The organism is Caulobacter sp. P1_D6 (genome assembly GCF_056406095.1).
Map to the genome: position 1 here is coordinate 19,853 of NZ_JBFUAW010000020.1, position 15,270 is coordinate 35,122.

Below are 15,270 nucleotides of genomic sequence, written 5' to 3' on the forward strand. Positions count from 1 at the left end.
CAGGTCGGAAAGTCGACACTCATCGAACCCAATCCCAGCTTGGGCGTTTCACCGCTCAAGACATTCAACAGCAATGAAGGGAGCTCGCCATGCGCGCTCAACTTAAGACTCTCGCCGTCGTGGTCGCTCTCGGCTTCACGGCCTCCTCGATCGCCGTCACGGCGGCCGAAGCTCAGACCCGTCACAAGGTCTGGGTCTGCAAGAGCACCAAGAGCGCTCGCAACAAGGGCACCGTGATCGGCGCTCTGTCGGGCGGCACGCTCGGCGCGGTGGTGGCCGGCAACGGCGCCAAGACCGAAGGCGCGGTGCTGGGCGGCGTGGTCGGCGCGGTCGCCGGCAACCAGATCGCCAAGAAGAATTCCAAGAAGAAGAACTGCCACTACGAGTACCGCTACTACTAAGCGGCTCTGAACGGCACGTCGGGAAAGGGGACGGGAAACCGTCCCCTTTTTCGTGCGCGCTCCCCGGCCTAGTTCACGTCCGTCTTCTTCGGCGGGGGCGGCGGCAGGGGGGCGACCTTGATGCCGTCCTCGACCAGGGCCTTGACCTCCCGGGGCGAGGCCTCGCCGTAGATGCCGCGCTCCTCGGACTTGCCGTCGTGGATGTCGCGCGCCTCCTTGGCGAAGCGGTCGCCGACATAGTCGAAGTTCTCCTCGACCTGGCGGCGGACCTCGCCCATGGCGGTCATCATCATCTCGCGCATGGCGGCGCTGGGCTCGGGCGCGGCCTTCTGGGCCTTGGTCCCGGCCACGGCGGGAGCCATGATCTGCTTGCGCACCGTCTTGGAGGCGCACAGCGGGCATTCCAGCAGCCCGCGCGCGGCCTGGTCGTCATAGTCGGACGACGAGCCGAACCAACCCTCGAAGGCGTGGTCGTGGTCGCAAGCGAGCGCGTACTTGATCATGCAGCCTATATGGGGTCAGGGACCCGTGAAGGCACGGGCGTTCTTCAGAGCCGGGATCGCCGCGCGGGCCTTGTCGACGGCCGCGAGGTCGAGGTCGGCGATCAACACGCCCGGCTCGTCGTGGTCAAGTTTCCCGATCACCTCGCCCCAGGGGCCCACGACGATAGAGCGGCCCCAGGTGCCGCGGCCGTCCTCGTGGAAGCCGCCCTGGGCCGCCGCGATCACGAACGAGCCGGTCTCGATGGCCCGGGCCCGCAGCAGGATGTCCCAATGGGCCTCGCCGGTGGGCCGGGTGAAGGCGGCCGGAACAGTCAGGATCTTGGCCCCGCCCAACGCCAGGGCCCGGTGCAGGGCCGGAAAGCGCATGTCGTAGCAGATGGTCAGGCCGAAGGCGCCCAACGGCGTCTCGACCACCGTGGCCCGCTCGCCGGGCTCGTAGGTCGCCGATTCCCGCGCCGTCTCACCGGTCGGCAGGTCGACGTCGAACATGTGCAGCTTGTCGTAGGTGGCCACGATCGCGCCGGTCGGGTCGATCACAGCCTGACGATTGGCCGCCTTGCCGTCCTCGCGCTTGACCAGCGCCGAGCCGACGTCGATCCAGACGCCCAGCTCGCGGGCCAGGTCGCGCAGGCCGCGCACCACCAGGTCGTCGTCCAGCGAGACCAGGGTCGGCAGCAGCCTGGCCCGGTCCTTCTGCAGCACGTTGGTGCATTCGGGCGTCAGGATGAACTTGGCGCCCCGCGCCGCCGCCTCGCGCACCATCGGCGCGACATGGGCCAGCGCCGCCTCGTGGGTCGCCGGGGTGCGGGTCTGGATCAGGCCGACGCGCAAGGGCGCTTGAAGGGGGGTCATGCGGCCAGAAGCGGGTCCAGCTTGCCCTCGCGCTCCAGGGCGAACATGTCGTCGCAGCCGCCGATGTGCTGCTCGCCGACGAAGATCTGCGGGAAGGTGGTGCGGCCCGAGCGGTCCATCATCTCCTTGCGCAGCGCCGGATCCATGCCCGCCTCGACCTCGGTGAAGTCGGCGCCCTTGTCGTTGAGCAGCTTCAAAGCCCGGGCGCAGTAGCCGCAGAACGGACGGGTGTAGATGGTGACCTTGGCCATGGGGAATCCGTAACAGAAGTCGTTTCCGTCCTCATATAGGACGCGCTTGCATTTCTGTAACGCGCGCGACGACCGCGAGTGACACTTGCGTGGCGCCGGCGGCCAACAAAGCCCGCGCGCAGCCCTCGGCGGTGGCGCCCGTGGTCAGGACGTCGTCGATCAGCAGCACCTTGCGGCCGATCACCCGATGACGCTTCGACTCCGGCACGGCGAAGGCCGCGGCGACGTTGCGGCGGCGGCCGTCGGCCGACTTGCCGCCCTGGCTGTCGGTGTCGCGCTTTCGCACCAGGGTGTCGGGCAGATAGGTCCTGCCCGTCATGGCGCACAGCGGCCGGGCGATCTCGGCGGCCTGGTTGTAGCGGCGGCGCAGCAGGCGCGAGCGGTGCATCGGCACGGGGACCACGGCCTGCGCTTCCTCCAGCAGGTCGGCGGCGCAGCGCGACAGCCAGCGGGCGAACAGGCTCGAGAGGTCGGTGCGGTCGGCGTGCTTGAGCTTGAGGATCAGGTCGCGGGAGTGCTCGTCGTACAGGCAGGCGGCCCGCGCCCGGGCAAAGGCGCGGTCTCTCGTCTGGCACAGGACGCAGCGCAGCTCGCCGGTGTCGAAGGCGAACGGCGCGCCGCAGCCGTCGCAGACCGGGCCGTCCAGGAAGGTGATGCGGCTCCAGGCCTGGGCCGACAGGCCCGAGGTCAGGGCCGCCCCGCCGTCGAAGGCGCGCGGCGGCAGGATCAGGTCCAGCATCCCTTGCGCGAACGCCGTGACGCCAGCGGGAGGTTTCCATAAGGCGCGAGAAGTCCCATCTTGCGCGGACATGACCACCGCCCCCCTGCTCTTCGACCGCGCCCTGCTGCGCGCCCGTCTCGACCGCGCCGCCCCCGGCTTCGACGCCGCCGGTTTCCTGAAGGCCCGCGCCGCCGAGGACGCGGTGATGCGCCTGGAGGCGATCCTGCGGGAGTTTCCGGTGGCGGTCGATCTCGGAAGCCGAAACGGCGCTTTCTCGCGCGCCCTGGAAGACAGCGACGCCCGCGCCAAGATCGGCCTTCTGATCGAGACCGACCTGTCGGAGGGCATGCTCGCCGGCCGCGGCGGGTTGCGGATCGCGGTCGACGAGGAGCGCCTGCCGTTCGGCGACGCGTCGATCGACCTGGCCGTCTCGACCCTGGCCCTGCACTGGACCAACGACCTGGTCGGGGCCCTGATCCAGATCCGCCGCGCGCTGAAGCCCGACGGCCTGTTCGTCGGCGCCCTGTTCGGCGGGGCCACCCTGACCGAGCTGCGCCAGGCCCTGCTGGCCGCCGAGGACGAGGTCACCGGCGGGGCCTTCCCGCGCGTCTCGCCGTTCGCCGACACGGTCGACGCCGCCGGCCTGCTGCAGCGCGCCGGCTTCGCCCTGCCCGTGGCCGACAAGGACCGGGTCAAGGTGCGCTACGCCCATCCGATCGCCCTGCTCAAGGACCTGCGGACCATGGGCGAGACCAGCGTGCTGATCGACCGCTCGCGCAAGCCGCTGGGCCGCAAGGTGCTGCTGCGGGCGATGGAGATCTATCAGCAGCGCTTCGCCGAGCCCGACGGCCGCGTGCCGGCCACGTTCGAGATCATCACGGTGACGGGCTGGGCTCCGCACGAAAGCCAGCAGAAGCCCCTGCGCCCCGGCTCGGCCAAGATGCGGCTGGCCGACGCCCTGAACACGGTCGAGCAGCCGGCGGGCGACAAGGCGGGCGGTTAGGGCCGGCGGCTAGGGCGCTTCAGCCCTAGGGGTTCTCGGCGTTGGCCTTGTCCATCGTCGAGGCGATCTTGCCGAACGAGATCGAGATATTGCCCTGCAGGGCGCCCAGGATGCCGACCAGGGCCAGGGCGATCATGGCGACCATGAAGCCGAGCTCGACGGCCGTGGCGCCGCGCTCGTCGCGCCAAAAGCGGCTCAGAGCAGATCGCGCAGCCAGGCGATCAACGGCAGGTCGGCCGGCGGCATCGGATAGTCCGCCAACTGGTCCGGCTTCACCCATTTCAGCGCCTCGTGCTCCTTGGCGGTCACCAGTCCTTCCCAGCGCCGCAGCAGGTACAGTGGCATGAGTAGGTGAAAGGACTCGTAACTGTGCGAGGCAAAAACGAACGGGGCCAGGCAGGCCTGGGCGACCTTGATGCCCAGCTCCTCGTCCAGCTCGCGGATCAGGCACTGTTCGGGCGTCTCGCCGGGCTCGACCTTGCCGCCGGGAAACTCCCACAGACCGGCCAGCTGCTTGCCCTGGGGGCGCTGGCAGATCAGCACGCGGCCGTCGACATCGATCAAGGCGGCGGCGGCGACGAGGACGGTGGGCTTGATCATGGGGCCTTAGTTGAACGTCAAGCACGGCTTGGCAACCGTGAATCCCTCTCTCAAAGAGAGAGGGATTCAGGCGCGCTCACCCCACCACGGCCACATACTCCCGCTCCACATACCCGAACCCGTCGAAGTCCGCCGCCAAGGCCATGCCCGACAGGTCCTGGCAGGCCATGCCGACGAAGGCGCCGGTGAAGTTGGGGGCGCCCGGGCTGGTGGCCTCGTCCGACAGGATCGAGGCGTCGAACACCTGCGGCAGCCAGGTCCAGGCCTCGCCGTCCAGGCTGAAGGCGAAGCGCAGGCGCTCGTAGTCGACCTCGACCCGCAGGTGGACCAGGCCGTCAGCGGGCAGCGGGATCGGCCTGGTGAAGGCGTCGGCCTGGGGGCTGTCGGGCAGGGCCGACATCGCCTGGACGTGGCGGCCGTTCTCCTCGTCCCGCGACACGAACAGGTAGTGGAATTTGTTGGCCCCGTAGTAGCAGACCAGCCCGGCGGCCTGCTGGTAGTGCTCGGGCGCGAAGTCCAGCACCGTGCGGGCGCCGTAGCACATCGCCTGCTGGCGGCGGGCGACCAGGGTCTGGCGGTACTGGCTGCCCATCGTCTCGCGGCCGAACAGGCGCAGCCAGCCGGGGCGCGCGGTCAGGCTGAACAGGTCGTCGGGGAACGGCGAGCGCAACCATTGGAAGTCCAGCGGCAGGTCGGGGCCGTCGAAGTCGGTCCAGTCCGGCGTCGGCGGGAACGGATGCGGCGCCAGGCCTGGCGACGGCGGCGTCAGTTCCGGATCGCCGGACCCGTCGCGGGTGCGCAGCCAGCCGTCGTCGCCCCAGGTCATCGGCTGGATCGCCGTCTCGCGGCCCAGCACGCAGCGCCCGCGGTTGGGCAAGGGTCGACCGCAGAGGTAGGCCATCCAGGTCGTGCCGTCGGGCGTCTCGACCAGGTCGGCGTGGCCGGCCCGCTGCAGCGCCGCGTGCGGCCGGTCGCGCGAGGTCAGCACCGGTCCGTCGGGGTGCAGCTCGTAGGGCCCCTCCAGGGTGCGCGAGCGGGCCATGGTCACGGCGTGGCCGAAGCCCGTGCCGCCCTCGGCGGTGATCAGGTGGTACCAGCCGCCGCGCTTGTAGAGATGCGGCGCCTCGGTCAGGCCTAGGGGCGTGCCGGGGAAGATCAGCTTGCGCTCGCCGACCAGCTTGGCGGCGACGGCGTCGTACTCCTGGGCCACGATGCCGGCGAAGCGGTTGCGGCCCGGCCGGTGGTCCCACAGCTGGTTCAGCAGCCACTTGCGGCCATCGTCGTCGTGGAACAGCGAGGGGTCGAAGCCGCTGCTGTTGAGGAACACCGGGTCCGACCACGGCCCCTCGATGTCGTCGGCGGTGACCAGATAGTTGTGGAAGTCGCGCAGGGACGCGCCCGACGCCCCGCCCACCGTGGTGCGGCCGTAGCGCTTCACGTCGGTGAAGATCAGCCAGAACTTGCCGTCGGCGTGGGTCAGGCACGGGGCCCAGACCCCGCAGCTGTCGGGCGCGCCCAGCATGTTCAGCTGGCTGGGACGGGTCAGGGGCCGGCTCAGCAGCCGCCAGTTCACGAGATCCCGCGAGTGGTGGATCTGCACGCCCGGGAACCACTCGAAGGTCGAGGTGGCGACGTAATAGTCCTCGCCGACCCGGATGATCGACGGGTCGGGATTGAAGCCCCGCAGGATCGGGTTCTGGATCAGGTCTTGCGGCATGGGAACTCTACAGGGCCGGAATGGCGACGGGCTTGGTCGGTGACAGGCGGCCAGGGTCGCGGACCAGGGTCCACAGCAGGACGGCCCCCGCCAGATCGAGCACGCCCAGGGCGACGAAGAACGGATCATAGCCGACCTTGGCCACCAGTCCGCCGATCAGCAGCGAGAAGATCAGCACGCCCAGATTGCCGCAGAACCCGCCCATGCCCGCCACGGTCGCCACCTCGTTGCGGCGGAACAGGTCGGACGACATGGTGATCACCGTCACCGACAGGGTCTGGTGCGCGAAGCCGCCCAGGCACAGCAAGGCGATGGCCAGGTAGGGGCTTTCGACACGGCCCACGAACATCATGCCGGTCATCAACACCGCCCCCAGGGTGAAGGCCCAGCGGCGAGCGTCGATCAGGCTGACTCCGCGCTTCTGCAGGAACAGCACCACGGCCGGTCCGAACAGGCAGCCTATGTCGGCGGCCACGAACGGCAGCCAGGCGAACATCGCGATCTGGGCGAGGTCGAAATGGCGTACGGTCGTCAAATACAGCGGCACCCAGAACGACAGCGTGCCCCAGGTCGGGTCGGCCAGGAATCTGGGCAGGGCGATGCCCCAGAAGTTGCGGCGCTTGAGCAGGCTGAGCATCGACGGCTTGGTTCCGGCGTCCTCCAGGTGAGTCTCCTGGCCCGAGGCGATCAGGTCGCGCTCGGCGTCCGTCAACGCCTTGTGCTTGTCGGGCGACTGGTAGGCGAACAGCCAGAGCACCACCCACACCAGGCCCAGGCCGCCGGCCACCAGGAAGGCGGCTCGCCAGTTCCACAGCAGGATCGACCATGCCACCAGCGGCGGCGCCAGCACGGCCCCCATGGAGGCGCCGATGTTGAAGAACCCGCCGGCGAAGCCTCGCTCCTTGGCGGGGAACCAGGTCGACACCGCCTTCATTCCGGCGGGCTGAGCGCAACCCTCGGCCACGCCCAGCGCGCCGCGCATGCCCAGCAGCATCTGCCAATTGCCCGCGAAGCCATGGGCCATGGTGATCAGCGACCAGGCGGTGGCGAACAGGGCGAAGCCCAGCTTCAGCCCGATCGAGTCCAGCACGTAGCCGCACAGGGGCTGCAGCATGACCCCCAGCTGGAAGGCGCCGGTGATCCAGGAATATTCCTGAGGGCCGATGTGCAGGTCGGCCAGCACGGTCGGGGCCGCGACGCCCAGGGTGCTGCGGGTCAGGTAGTTGAGCACCGCGCCCAGCATCACCAGACCGATCATCCACCAGCGCAGGCCCCGGATCTTGCCGCTCATGCGTTTCTCCCCAGCTCCGCCTGTGACGGCCCTGCCGCGACGGTAGCGGTAACAGGCATAGACGGGCCCACTATCATTCGCAAGGCGAGTGGCCTGACCATCCCGACCAAGGTCTGACCAATGGATCGATCTTCGCCGTGGCCGCGTTTGTTCCCCGGAACAACCCGAAGGAGACCCCGATGAGCGTCGAAGATCGCCTGGTGAAGAGCGCCGCCCTGATCGGCGTGAAGATCAACGACGCCGGAGGCCACAAGCTGGGCGTGATCCGCGAGGTGTTCATCGACCGCGACGCCGGCATCGCCCGCTACGTGGCCGTCGAACCGGCGGGCCTGTTCGCGGCCGGCGGCAAGTTCCGCCCCCTGCCCTGGCGCCTGCTGACCTGGGACGACAAGGACGAGGTCTATGTCGCCGACCTGACCAAGGACCGCTTCAAGGAGGCCCCGGCCTACGACCGCGACCAGTTGGGCAGCGCCACCTACGGCTGGGGCGCTCAGGTCGAGAAGTTTTTCGAGTGAAAGGCCCGTAAACGGCTCTTTCACTGAAACTTAAGATTGCATGGAGCTGATGAGACCAGGGAGTTCCATCCATGCTCATCGCCCCTACGACGACGCCGTCCGCCACGCCCGCGACCGCGACCGCGATGAGCCCTCCCGCCGCGCCGCCGCCGCCGGTCACCACGACGCCGGACACTCCCGCCGATTCCGTCTCCCTGTCGCCGGAGGCCCAGCAAGCCCTGGCCGCCGCTTCGGAGCCGCCGTCGGCGGACGACCTCAACCGGGCGGTCGCCGCCTTGAACGACACCTCGGGCAAGGCCTCGATCGAAGACCAGCTGCAGGCCTACAAGCTGGTGGCCGACCTGGCCGCCAAGGGCGACACGGGCCCAGCCGGCGTCGCGCTGCTCGACTCGCCGTTCGCCCGTCGCGCCCAATCCCTGCTCACCGCCATCGCCGGCCTGAAGGACTGGTCCGGCGGGACCAAGACCGCCGACTCGTTCGACAACGCCCTGGCGGCCTTCGACTCCCTGTCGGCCAGCGACCAGCAGATCTATGTCGGCGCCATCGGCCTGCAGAACCAGATGATCAGCGGCGAGACGCCCAACGCCTCGGTCTACGCCTACCGCGCCAATCAGCAGGCCCGTGCCGCCGTTGAGCGCGCCCTGGCCGCCGCCGAGACCAATCCGACCTATGCCAGCCTGATCGCCACCAACCCCTATGGCGGGGCCAACGATTTCTACGGTCGCCGCGACGCCTTGGTGGCGGTGGCCGGCGCGGCCGGAGACGACGCCACCGTGGCGCTGGCCAAGCTCTCGCACACCCCGCCGGACACCGACGACTGGACCGCCAAGGTCCAGGCCCATTTCGCCCAGTACGGGCCCGCCCCGGCCGCCGAGGCTCCGTCGCCGGCCCCGACGTCGCTTTCGCTGTCCGCGCCCTCCGGCCCTAGCGGCAAGACCCTGATGGCCGCCCTGGCCACGCTGAACGACACCTCCGGCAAGGCCGCCGTCGCGGACCAGTTGGCCGCCTACGACATGGTCAACGGTTATCTGAGAGCCACTGACAATGTCGGGCCGGCCCGAGCGGCCATCGCCAAGGCCTTCTCGGCCGCGACCTTCGCACAGCACGTCTGGGGCCTGGACGACGCGGTAAGCGGCGGCCTGGGCCCCGGCACGGATGCGCCGAAGGTGCAGCTCGACCGCCTGAACCGGCTGTCGGACGATGATCAACAGGCCTATTTCGCGCTGAACAGCCACGACGACGCGGGCAAGGTCCGCTTCGCCTCGCTCGACAGCATGAAGCACAATTACTCGGCCCGCAGCGCGATCAACACCCTCTATGCCGGGATCCTGGCCCGTTACGGCGTCGACGACGCGTCCAAGATCAACGACCCCGCCTTCACCGGCAGCCCGCTGTTCAAGACGCTGCAGAGCCTGCGCTGGACCAATGACCAGGGCTACGATTCCTGGACCGGCCAGGCCCGCAAGTTGCTCGACAGCCTGGACGACGAGGCCCCGGCCAAAGCCAAGGCGGCCCAGACCCCCGAAGAAGCCGCCAGCGCCAGGGTCCTGGAAACCCTCAAGCACGTCGCCGACAGCCAAAAGCGCTTCCTAGAGGGCGTCAGGTCGCGCGGGACCGAGGACGCGCCCGTCCGGAACGTCCTGGCGACCAGCCGTCGGATCGACACCCATGCCTGAGCCGACGGTCAAATCCTTGCCGTTCTTGGCTTCCCCTTGACTTCGCACCTGCAATAAACGACATAGCGGCTACGCCATCTGGCGTTATCGGTGCTCCAGCCGCGTGAGGGACCTTCCTGGTCCAGCCTGTCGAGCGCCCTGAAAGCTTCTCATCAGACCGCCCGTGTCACGCGGGGCGCTCCCCACCGACCCGCCGCCAGGCGAGCCGTGCGAGGATCGCATGCGCCGTCTCGTGGCTGCACGAAAGCATCTGACTTGACTCAATTCACCGATCTCGGCCTCGCCAAACCCCTGCTGAAGGCGCTGACCGACAAGGGCTACACCACGCCCACCCCGATCCAGGCGCAAGCCATCCCGACCGTGCTGTCGGGCCGCGATCTGCTGGGCATCGCCCAGACGGGCACCGGCAAGACCGCCGCCTTCGCCCTGCCGATCCTGCACCGCCTGGCCGAAGACCGTAAGCCGGCCCCGCGCCGCGGCTTCCGCTGCCTGGTCCTGTCCCCGACCCGCGAGCTGGCCACCCAGATCGCCGACAACTTCAAGGCCTACGGCGCCCACATGGGCCTGACCGTCGCCACCATCTTCGGCGGCGTGAAGTACGGCCCGCAGATGAAGGCCCTGGCGGCCGGCGTCGACGTGGTCGTGGCCACCCCGGGCCGCCTGATGGACCACCTGGGCGAAAAGTCCGCCCACCTGAACGGCGTCGAGATCTTCGTCCTGGACGAAGCCGACCAGATGCTGGACCTGGGCTTCGTGGTGCCGATCCGCAAGATCGCCAGCCAGCTGCCCAAGGAACGCCAGAACCTGTTCTTCTCGGCCACCATGCCCAGCGAGATCGGCAAGCTGGCCGGCGAGCTTCTGAAGAACCCGGCCCAGGTGTCGGTCACCCCGCAGGCCACCACGGTCGAGCGCATCGACCAGTCGCTGATCTTCATCGAAGCCCAGCGCAAGCGTCCCCTGCTGGCCGAACTGCTGGCCGACAAGGCCGTCGAGCGCGCCATCGTCTTCACCCGCACCAAGCGCGGCGCCGACCGCGTGGCCAAGTACCTGACCGCCAGCGGCATCGAGTCCGCCGCCATCCACGGCGACAAGACCCAGGGCCAGCGTGAACGGGCTCTCGCCTCGTTCAAGGCCGGCGAAGTCAAGGCGCTGATCGCCACCGACATCGCCGCGCGCGGCATCGACGTCAACGACATCAGCCACGTGTTCAACTACGAGCTGCCCAACGTGCCGGAGGCCTATGTCCACCGGATCGGCCGCACCGCCCGCAAGGGCAAGGACGGCGTCGCCATCAGCTTCTGCGCCGATGACGAGCGTCCGCTGCTGAAGGACATCCAGAAGGCCACCCGCCAGACGATCCCGACCTTCGACCGTCGCAACGACAAGAACCTGGCGGCCGCCGCGGCCGTGGCCGACAAGCTGGCCCCGCCGGAGAAGTACGTCGATCCGCGCCGCGCCGACCCGCGCAACAACGTCCCCTCGGAACTGCGCCGCCAGCGCAACCGTCCGAACAAGGGCGGCGGCCAGGGCCAGAAGGCCCAAGGTCAGGGCCAGGGCAAGTCGGGCGGCCAAGGTCGCACCGACAACCGTGGTCGCAACGGCGGCGGTCAGGGTCAAGCCGCCCAGGGCCAGGCCCGCTCGGGCGGCGGCGACTTCCGCGGCCCCAAGCGCGCGGCCGCCCCGTCGGAACGCTGGAACCCGATCGACTAAGGCCCAGCGGCCGTTCGATCCCATCAGAAACGCCCGCCCCGGGAGACCGGGGCGGGCGTTTTCGTTTGGCGTCCAGCGGTGATCAGGGCCAGCGGCTTGACCCAAACAGCGCCTTGGCGGCCTGCTGGACGGGCAGAATCGTCGAGGTCCCATGCGCAAGTTCAATTCCCGCCCCACGGCCTTCGTGCTGGCCTCGACCATCCACGGCGCGATGCTGGTCAACCGGCACGACTATCATCGTCTGGCGGACGGCGGCGGCTACGGCGTCGGCCACCAATTGCTGGAGACCTCGGCCTTCGATCCGGAGGAGGTCAACGTCGTGCTGCAGCTGCTGGAGATGCGGCGCAGCCACTTCGGCGACGGGGTCATGGCGCTGGATTGCGGGGCCAATATCGGCGTGCACACGATCGAGTGGGCGCAGCTGATGCATGGCTGGGGCGAGGTCGTGGCCTTCGAGGCCCAGGAGCGGGTGTTCTACGCCCTGGCCGGCAACATCACGCTCAACAACTGCTTCAACGCCCGGGCCATCTGGGCGGCGATCGGCCAGGAAGCCGGGATCATCGCCGTGCCCGCCCCCGACTATTTCACGCCCTCCAGCTTCGGCAGCCTGGAGATCCGCCAGACGGCGACGACCGAGTTCATCGGCCAGGCGATCGACTACGCGGCGGCCCAGCCCACCCGGCTGATGGCGATCGACGACCTGGGCCTGACGCGCCTGGACTTCATCAAGATCGACATCGAGGGCATGGAGATGGACGCCCTGCTGGGCGCCCGGGCCACGATCGCGGCCTGCAGGCCGCAGATGCTGATCGAGCGGATCAAGGCCGACGAGGCCGCCCTGCGCGCCTTCCTGACCCAGCACGGCTACGCGGTGTTCGAGGCGGGCATGAACCTGCTGGCGGTGCACGAGACGGACCCGGCCAGGGGGCTGATCGCGGGGGGGTGAGGACGCTTGCCCCCTTCCCTCCCCTTCATGGGGAGGGTGGCCCGCGCAGCGGGTCGGGTGGGGCTTGCTGACTCTCTGCACCGATCCCCCACCCGTCGGCTTCGCCGCCACCCTCCCCACAAGGGGGAGGGAAAGCGGACAAGAAAACGCCCGCCCCGGTTTCCCAGGGCGGGCGTTTCCAGATCACCAAGCGCTCGGGGCTTAAACCAGCGCCCCGTGGCAGTGCTTGAACTTCTTGCCCGACCCGCAGGGGCAGGCGCCGTTGCGGGCGGTGAATTCCCAGCCTTCCGGCAGGACCGAGACCGGCAGGGCCTCGCGCTGCTCGGGCGACAGGCCCTCCGGAAGGGCGCCGGCCACCGCGACGTTCTCGCCGCTCAGCGGATCAAGGTGCACCTCGACCAGGCCTTCCGGCGAATGCAGCGGCTCGGGCTCGGCATAGGCGATCTCGACCGTCATCAGCCAGCGGGTGGTGTTGGTGCGCAGGTCGCCCAGCAGCTTCTCGAACAGCGAGAAGGCCTCGGTCTTGTACTCGTTCAGCGGGTCGCGCTGGCCGTAGCCGCGCAGGCCGATGACGTTGCGCAGGTGGTCCAGGTGCATCAGGTGCTCGCGCCACTGCAGATCGATCATCTGCAGCAGGAAGTTCTTCTCCACCGAGCGCATCTGCTCGGGGGTGATGATCACTTCGCGTTCGGCGGCGTAGGCGTCGGCGGCCTTGGTGATGCGCTCGCGCATCTCCTCGTCGCCGATGCCTTCCTCGGCGGCCCATTCCTTCAGCGGCAGGGTCAGGCCCAGGATCGCCTGGACGCGCTCGTCCAGGCCCTCGATGTCCCACTGCTCGGCATAGGCCTTGGGCGGCATGTAGCGGGCGACGAAATCGTCGACCACGTCATGGCGCATCTCGGTGATGATCTCCGAGAGGTCGGTCGCCTCCATGAACTCCTGGCGCTGCTCGAACACGGCCTTGCGCTGGTCGTTGACGACGTCGTCGTACTTCAGGAGGTTCTTGCGGATCTCGTAGTTGCGCTGCTCGACGCGCTTCTGGGCGGTGGCGATGGCGTTGTTCAGCCACTTGTGGGTGATCGCCTCGCCTTCCTGGACCCCGAAGGTGCGCATGATCGCGTCCAGGCGCTCGCCGGCGAAGATGCGCAGCAGGTCGTCCTCGCACGACAGGAAGAACTTCGAACGGCCCGGGTCGCCCTGACGGCCCGTACGGCCGCGCAGCTGGTTGTCGATGCGGCGGCTTTCGTGGCGCTCGGTGCCCAGGACGAACAGGCCGCCGGCGGCCAGGGCCTTGGCCTTGGCCTCGCCGATCTCGACTTCCAGCTCGGCGCGCTGGGCCAGTTCGTCCTCGTGGGTCGGGGTGATGCCCAGGCCCTTCTGCTGCTGGCGCCAGTTGGCCAGCCGCATGTCCATGTTGCCGCCCAGCTGGATGTCGGTGCCGCGGCCGGCCATGTTGGTGGCGATGGTCACCGCGCCGGGCACGCCCGCGTCGGCGACGATGCCGGCTTCCTGCTCGTGGAAGCGCGCGTTCAGCACCTGGTGCGGAATGCCCTTGTGCTTCTTGCCTTCCCATTCCCAGTCATAGGTCGACAGCAGCTTGGACAGCTCTTCCGACTTCTCGATCGACACGGTGCCGACCAGGATCGGCTGGCCGCGCGCGTGGCAGTCGGTGATCTGCTTGAGGATCGAGTCGTTCTTCTCGCGCTCGGTGCGATAGACCTCGTCGTCGTCGTCGATGCGCAGGACCGGGCGGTTGGTCGGGATTTCGCTGACGCCCATCTTGTAGATGTCGTCGAATTCCTGGGCCTCGGTCGCGGCCGTGCCGGTCATGCCGGCCAGCTTCTTGTAGAGGCGGAAGTAGTTCTGGATGGTCACCGAGGCCAGGGTCTGGTTCTCGGGCTGGATGTTGGCGCCTTCCTTGGCCTCGATGGCCTGGTGCAGGCCTTCCGAGAGGCGGCGGCCGGTCATCATGCGGCCGGTGAACTCGTCGATCAGGATCACCTCGCCGTCCTTGACGATGTAGTCCTTGTCGAACGTGTACAGCACGTTGGCGCGCAGGGCCTGGTTGACGTGGTGCACGACCGAGATGTTGGCGGCGTCGTAGAGGCCGGCGGTGTCCTCGGCCAGGTGGCCGCCCGCCATCAGGATCTCTTCGATGCGCTCCTGGCCTTCCTCGGTGAGGATGACCTGCTTCTGCTTCTCGTCGTGATCGTAGTTGGTCTTGTCCTTGATGAGCTCCTTCACCAGGACGTCGATGATCTTGTAGAACTCGCTGCGGTCCTCGGTCGGGCCCGAGATGATCAGCGGCGTGCGGGCCTCGTCGATCAGGATCGAGTCCACTTCGTCGACGATGACGTAGTGGTGGCCGCGCTGGACCATTTCCTCGACGCTGTAGACGAGGTTGTCGCGCAGATAGTCGAAGCCGAATTCGTTGTTGGTGCCGTAGGTGATGTCGCTGCGATAGGCGCGCTGGCGCTCGCCCTGGCTCAGGCCGTTGACGATCACGCCGTACGACAGGCCCAGGAAGTTGTGGATCTGGCCCATCCACTCGGCGTCGCGCTTGGCCAGGTAGTCGTTCACGGTGATGACGTGGACGCCCTTGCCTTCCAGCGCGTTGAGGTAGGTGGGCAGGGTGGCGACCAGGGTCTTGCCCTCGCCGGTGCGCATTTCCGAGATGCCGCCGCCGTGCAGGACCATGCCGCCGACCATCTGGACGTCGAAGTGGCGCATGCCCAGCACGCGCTTGCTGGCCTCGCGGACCACGGCGAAGGCTTCGACCTGCAGGTCCTCGAGGGTTTCGCCCTTGGCCAGGCGGGCCTTGAACTCGTCGGTCTTGGCCTTCAGGGCCTCGTCCGACAGCGCGGCGTATTCCGGCTCCAGGGCGTTGATCTTCGCCACCTTGGCGGACATCGCCTTGACTTTGCGTTCGTTGGAAGAGCCGAAGAACTTTTTGGCGAAGCCGAGCATGAAGTGAGGGTTCCGGAGCGGGTGTCTGTGAGGCCGGCGCTAGGGCTTGAAGGCCTTCACTACGGTAAATTATAGGCGTCGAAGCTAGCGGGATTTCCACTTCTTGTACGCGCGCGG

15 protein-coding genes are annotated in these 15,270 nt (G+C 68.5%); 6 read left to right on the forward strand and 9 right to left on the reverse strand.

Going from position 1 to position 15,270, the window contains the following annotated elements; translation table 11 throughout:
- The first annotated feature begins 89 nt into the window (after positions 1-89).
- Complete coding sequence (locus AC1DYP_RS12700) at positions 90-401, forward strand: glycine zipper 2TM domain-containing protein (RefSeq protein WP_477046637.1); 312 nt, start codon at positions 90-92, stop codon at positions 399-401.
- 68 nt (positions 402-469) lie between these two features.
- Here AC1DYP_RS12700 and AC1DYP_RS12705 read toward each other — a convergent pair whose 3' ends face one another.
- From AC1DYP_RS12705 to AC1DYP_RS12720, 4 genes are read right to left on the reverse strand one after another with little or no spacing between them, the layout of a single operon-like run.
- A complete protein-coding gene (locus tag AC1DYP_RS12705) occupies positions 470-904 on the reverse strand; it encodes a DUF1178 family protein (RefSeq protein ID WP_477046638.1) in 435 nt (144 codons plus the stop codon).
- A 15-nt stretch (positions 905-919) separates the two neighbouring features.
- Positions 920-1,756 carry a carbon-nitrogen hydrolase family protein gene (locus AC1DYP_RS12710; RefSeq protein WP_477046639.1) on the reverse strand — a complete coding sequence of 279 codons (837 nt, stop codon included), beginning with the start codon at positions 1,754-1,756 and terminating at the stop codon, positions 920-922.
- Positions 1,753-2,007, reverse strand: coding sequence for a glutaredoxin 3 (gene grxC / locus AC1DYP_RS12715; protein WP_477032565.1), 255 nt, complete (start codon positions 2,005-2,007; stop codon positions 1,753-1,755). The genes AC1DYP_RS12710 and grxC overlap by 4 nt, the downstream gene beginning before the upstream one ends.
- A gap of 31 nt (positions 2,008-2,038) precedes the next feature.
- On the reverse strand, positions 2,039-2,818 hold the full coding sequence (locus AC1DYP_RS12720) for a phosphoribosyltransferase family protein (protein ID WP_477046640.1): 780 nt from the start codon (positions 2,816-2,818) through the stop codon (positions 2,039-2,041).
- On the opposite strand from AC1DYP_RS12720, the gene AC1DYP_RS12725 reads away from it, so the two are divergent.
- Positions 2,817-3,731: a methyltransferase domain-containing protein gene (locus AC1DYP_RS12725; protein WP_477046641.1), complete on the forward strand. Its 915-nt coding sequence runs from the start codon at positions 2,817-2,819 to the stop codon at positions 3,729-3,731. The two genes, AC1DYP_RS12720 and AC1DYP_RS12725, sit on opposite strands and share 2 nt — an antisense overlap.
- A 25-nt stretch (positions 3,732-3,756) precedes the next feature.
- Here AC1DYP_RS12725 and AC1DYP_RS12730 read toward each other — a convergent pair whose 3' ends face one another.
- From AC1DYP_RS12730 to AC1DYP_RS12745, 4 genes are all read right to left on the reverse strand, one after another.
- Positions 3,757-4,011 (reverse strand): Flp family type IVb pilin, encoded by a 255-nt coding sequence (locus AC1DYP_RS12730; RefSeq protein WP_477046642.1) that lies wholly within the window; start codon positions 4,009-4,011, stop codon positions 3,757-3,759.
- Positions 3,927-4,331 (reverse strand): 8-oxo-dGTP diphosphatase MutT, encoded by a 405-nt coding sequence (gene mutT / locus AC1DYP_RS12735; RefSeq protein ID WP_477046643.1) that lies wholly within the window; start codon positions 4,329-4,331, stop codon positions 3,927-3,929. The genes AC1DYP_RS12730 and mutT overlap by 85 nt, the downstream gene beginning before the upstream one ends.
- 76 nt (positions 4,332-4,407) lie before the next feature.
- A complete protein-coding gene (locus AC1DYP_RS12740; RefSeq protein ID WP_477046644.1) occupies positions 4,408-6,048 on the reverse strand; it encodes a glycoside hydrolase family 43 protein in 1,641 nt (546 codons plus the stop codon).
- A gap of 7 nt (positions 6,049-6,055) precedes the next feature.
- A complete protein-coding gene (locus AC1DYP_RS12745) occupies positions 6,056-7,339 on the reverse strand; it encodes an MFS transporter (RefSeq protein WP_477046645.1) in 1,284 nt (427 codons plus the stop codon).
- A gap of 179 nt (positions 7,340-7,518) precedes the next feature.
- Between AC1DYP_RS12745 and AC1DYP_RS12750 the strand changes: the two genes are divergently transcribed.
- The 4 genes from AC1DYP_RS12750 to AC1DYP_RS12765 all read left to right on the forward strand — a co-directional run bounded on the left by AC1DYP_RS12750 (position 7,519) and on the right by AC1DYP_RS12765 (position 12,186).
- Positions 7,519-7,854, forward strand: coding sequence for a PRC-barrel domain-containing protein (locus AC1DYP_RS12750; RefSeq protein WP_477046646.1), 336 nt, complete (start codon positions 7,519-7,521; stop codon positions 7,852-7,854).
- Positions 7,855-7,925: 71 nt separating this feature from the next.
- Positions 7,926-9,530 (forward strand): hypothetical protein, encoded by a 1,605-nt coding sequence (locus tag AC1DYP_RS12755; RefSeq protein WP_477046647.1) that lies wholly within the window; start codon positions 7,926-7,928, stop codon positions 9,528-9,530.
- Between the two features lie 255 nt (positions 9,531-9,785).
- Entirely contained in the window at positions 9,786-11,240 is a 1,455-nt protein-coding gene (locus AC1DYP_RS12760) for a DEAD/DEAH box helicase (RefSeq protein WP_477046648.1), read from the forward strand.
- A gap of 151 nt (positions 11,241-11,391) precedes the next feature.
- Positions 11,392-12,186 carry an FkbM family methyltransferase gene (locus AC1DYP_RS12765; protein ID WP_477046649.1) on the forward strand — a complete coding sequence of 265 codons (795 nt, stop codon included), beginning with the start codon at positions 11,392-11,394 and terminating at the stop codon, positions 12,184-12,186.
- A 201-nt stretch (positions 12,187-12,387) separates the two neighbouring features.
- On the opposite strand, the gene secA is transcribed toward AC1DYP_RS12765, so the two are convergent.
- Positions 12,388-15,153: a preprotein translocase subunit SecA gene (gene secA / locus AC1DYP_RS12770; RefSeq protein WP_477046650.1), complete on the reverse strand. Its 2,766-nt coding sequence runs from the start codon at positions 15,151-15,153 to the stop codon at positions 12,388-12,390.
- Between the last annotated feature and the right edge of the window lie 117 nt (positions 15,154-15,270).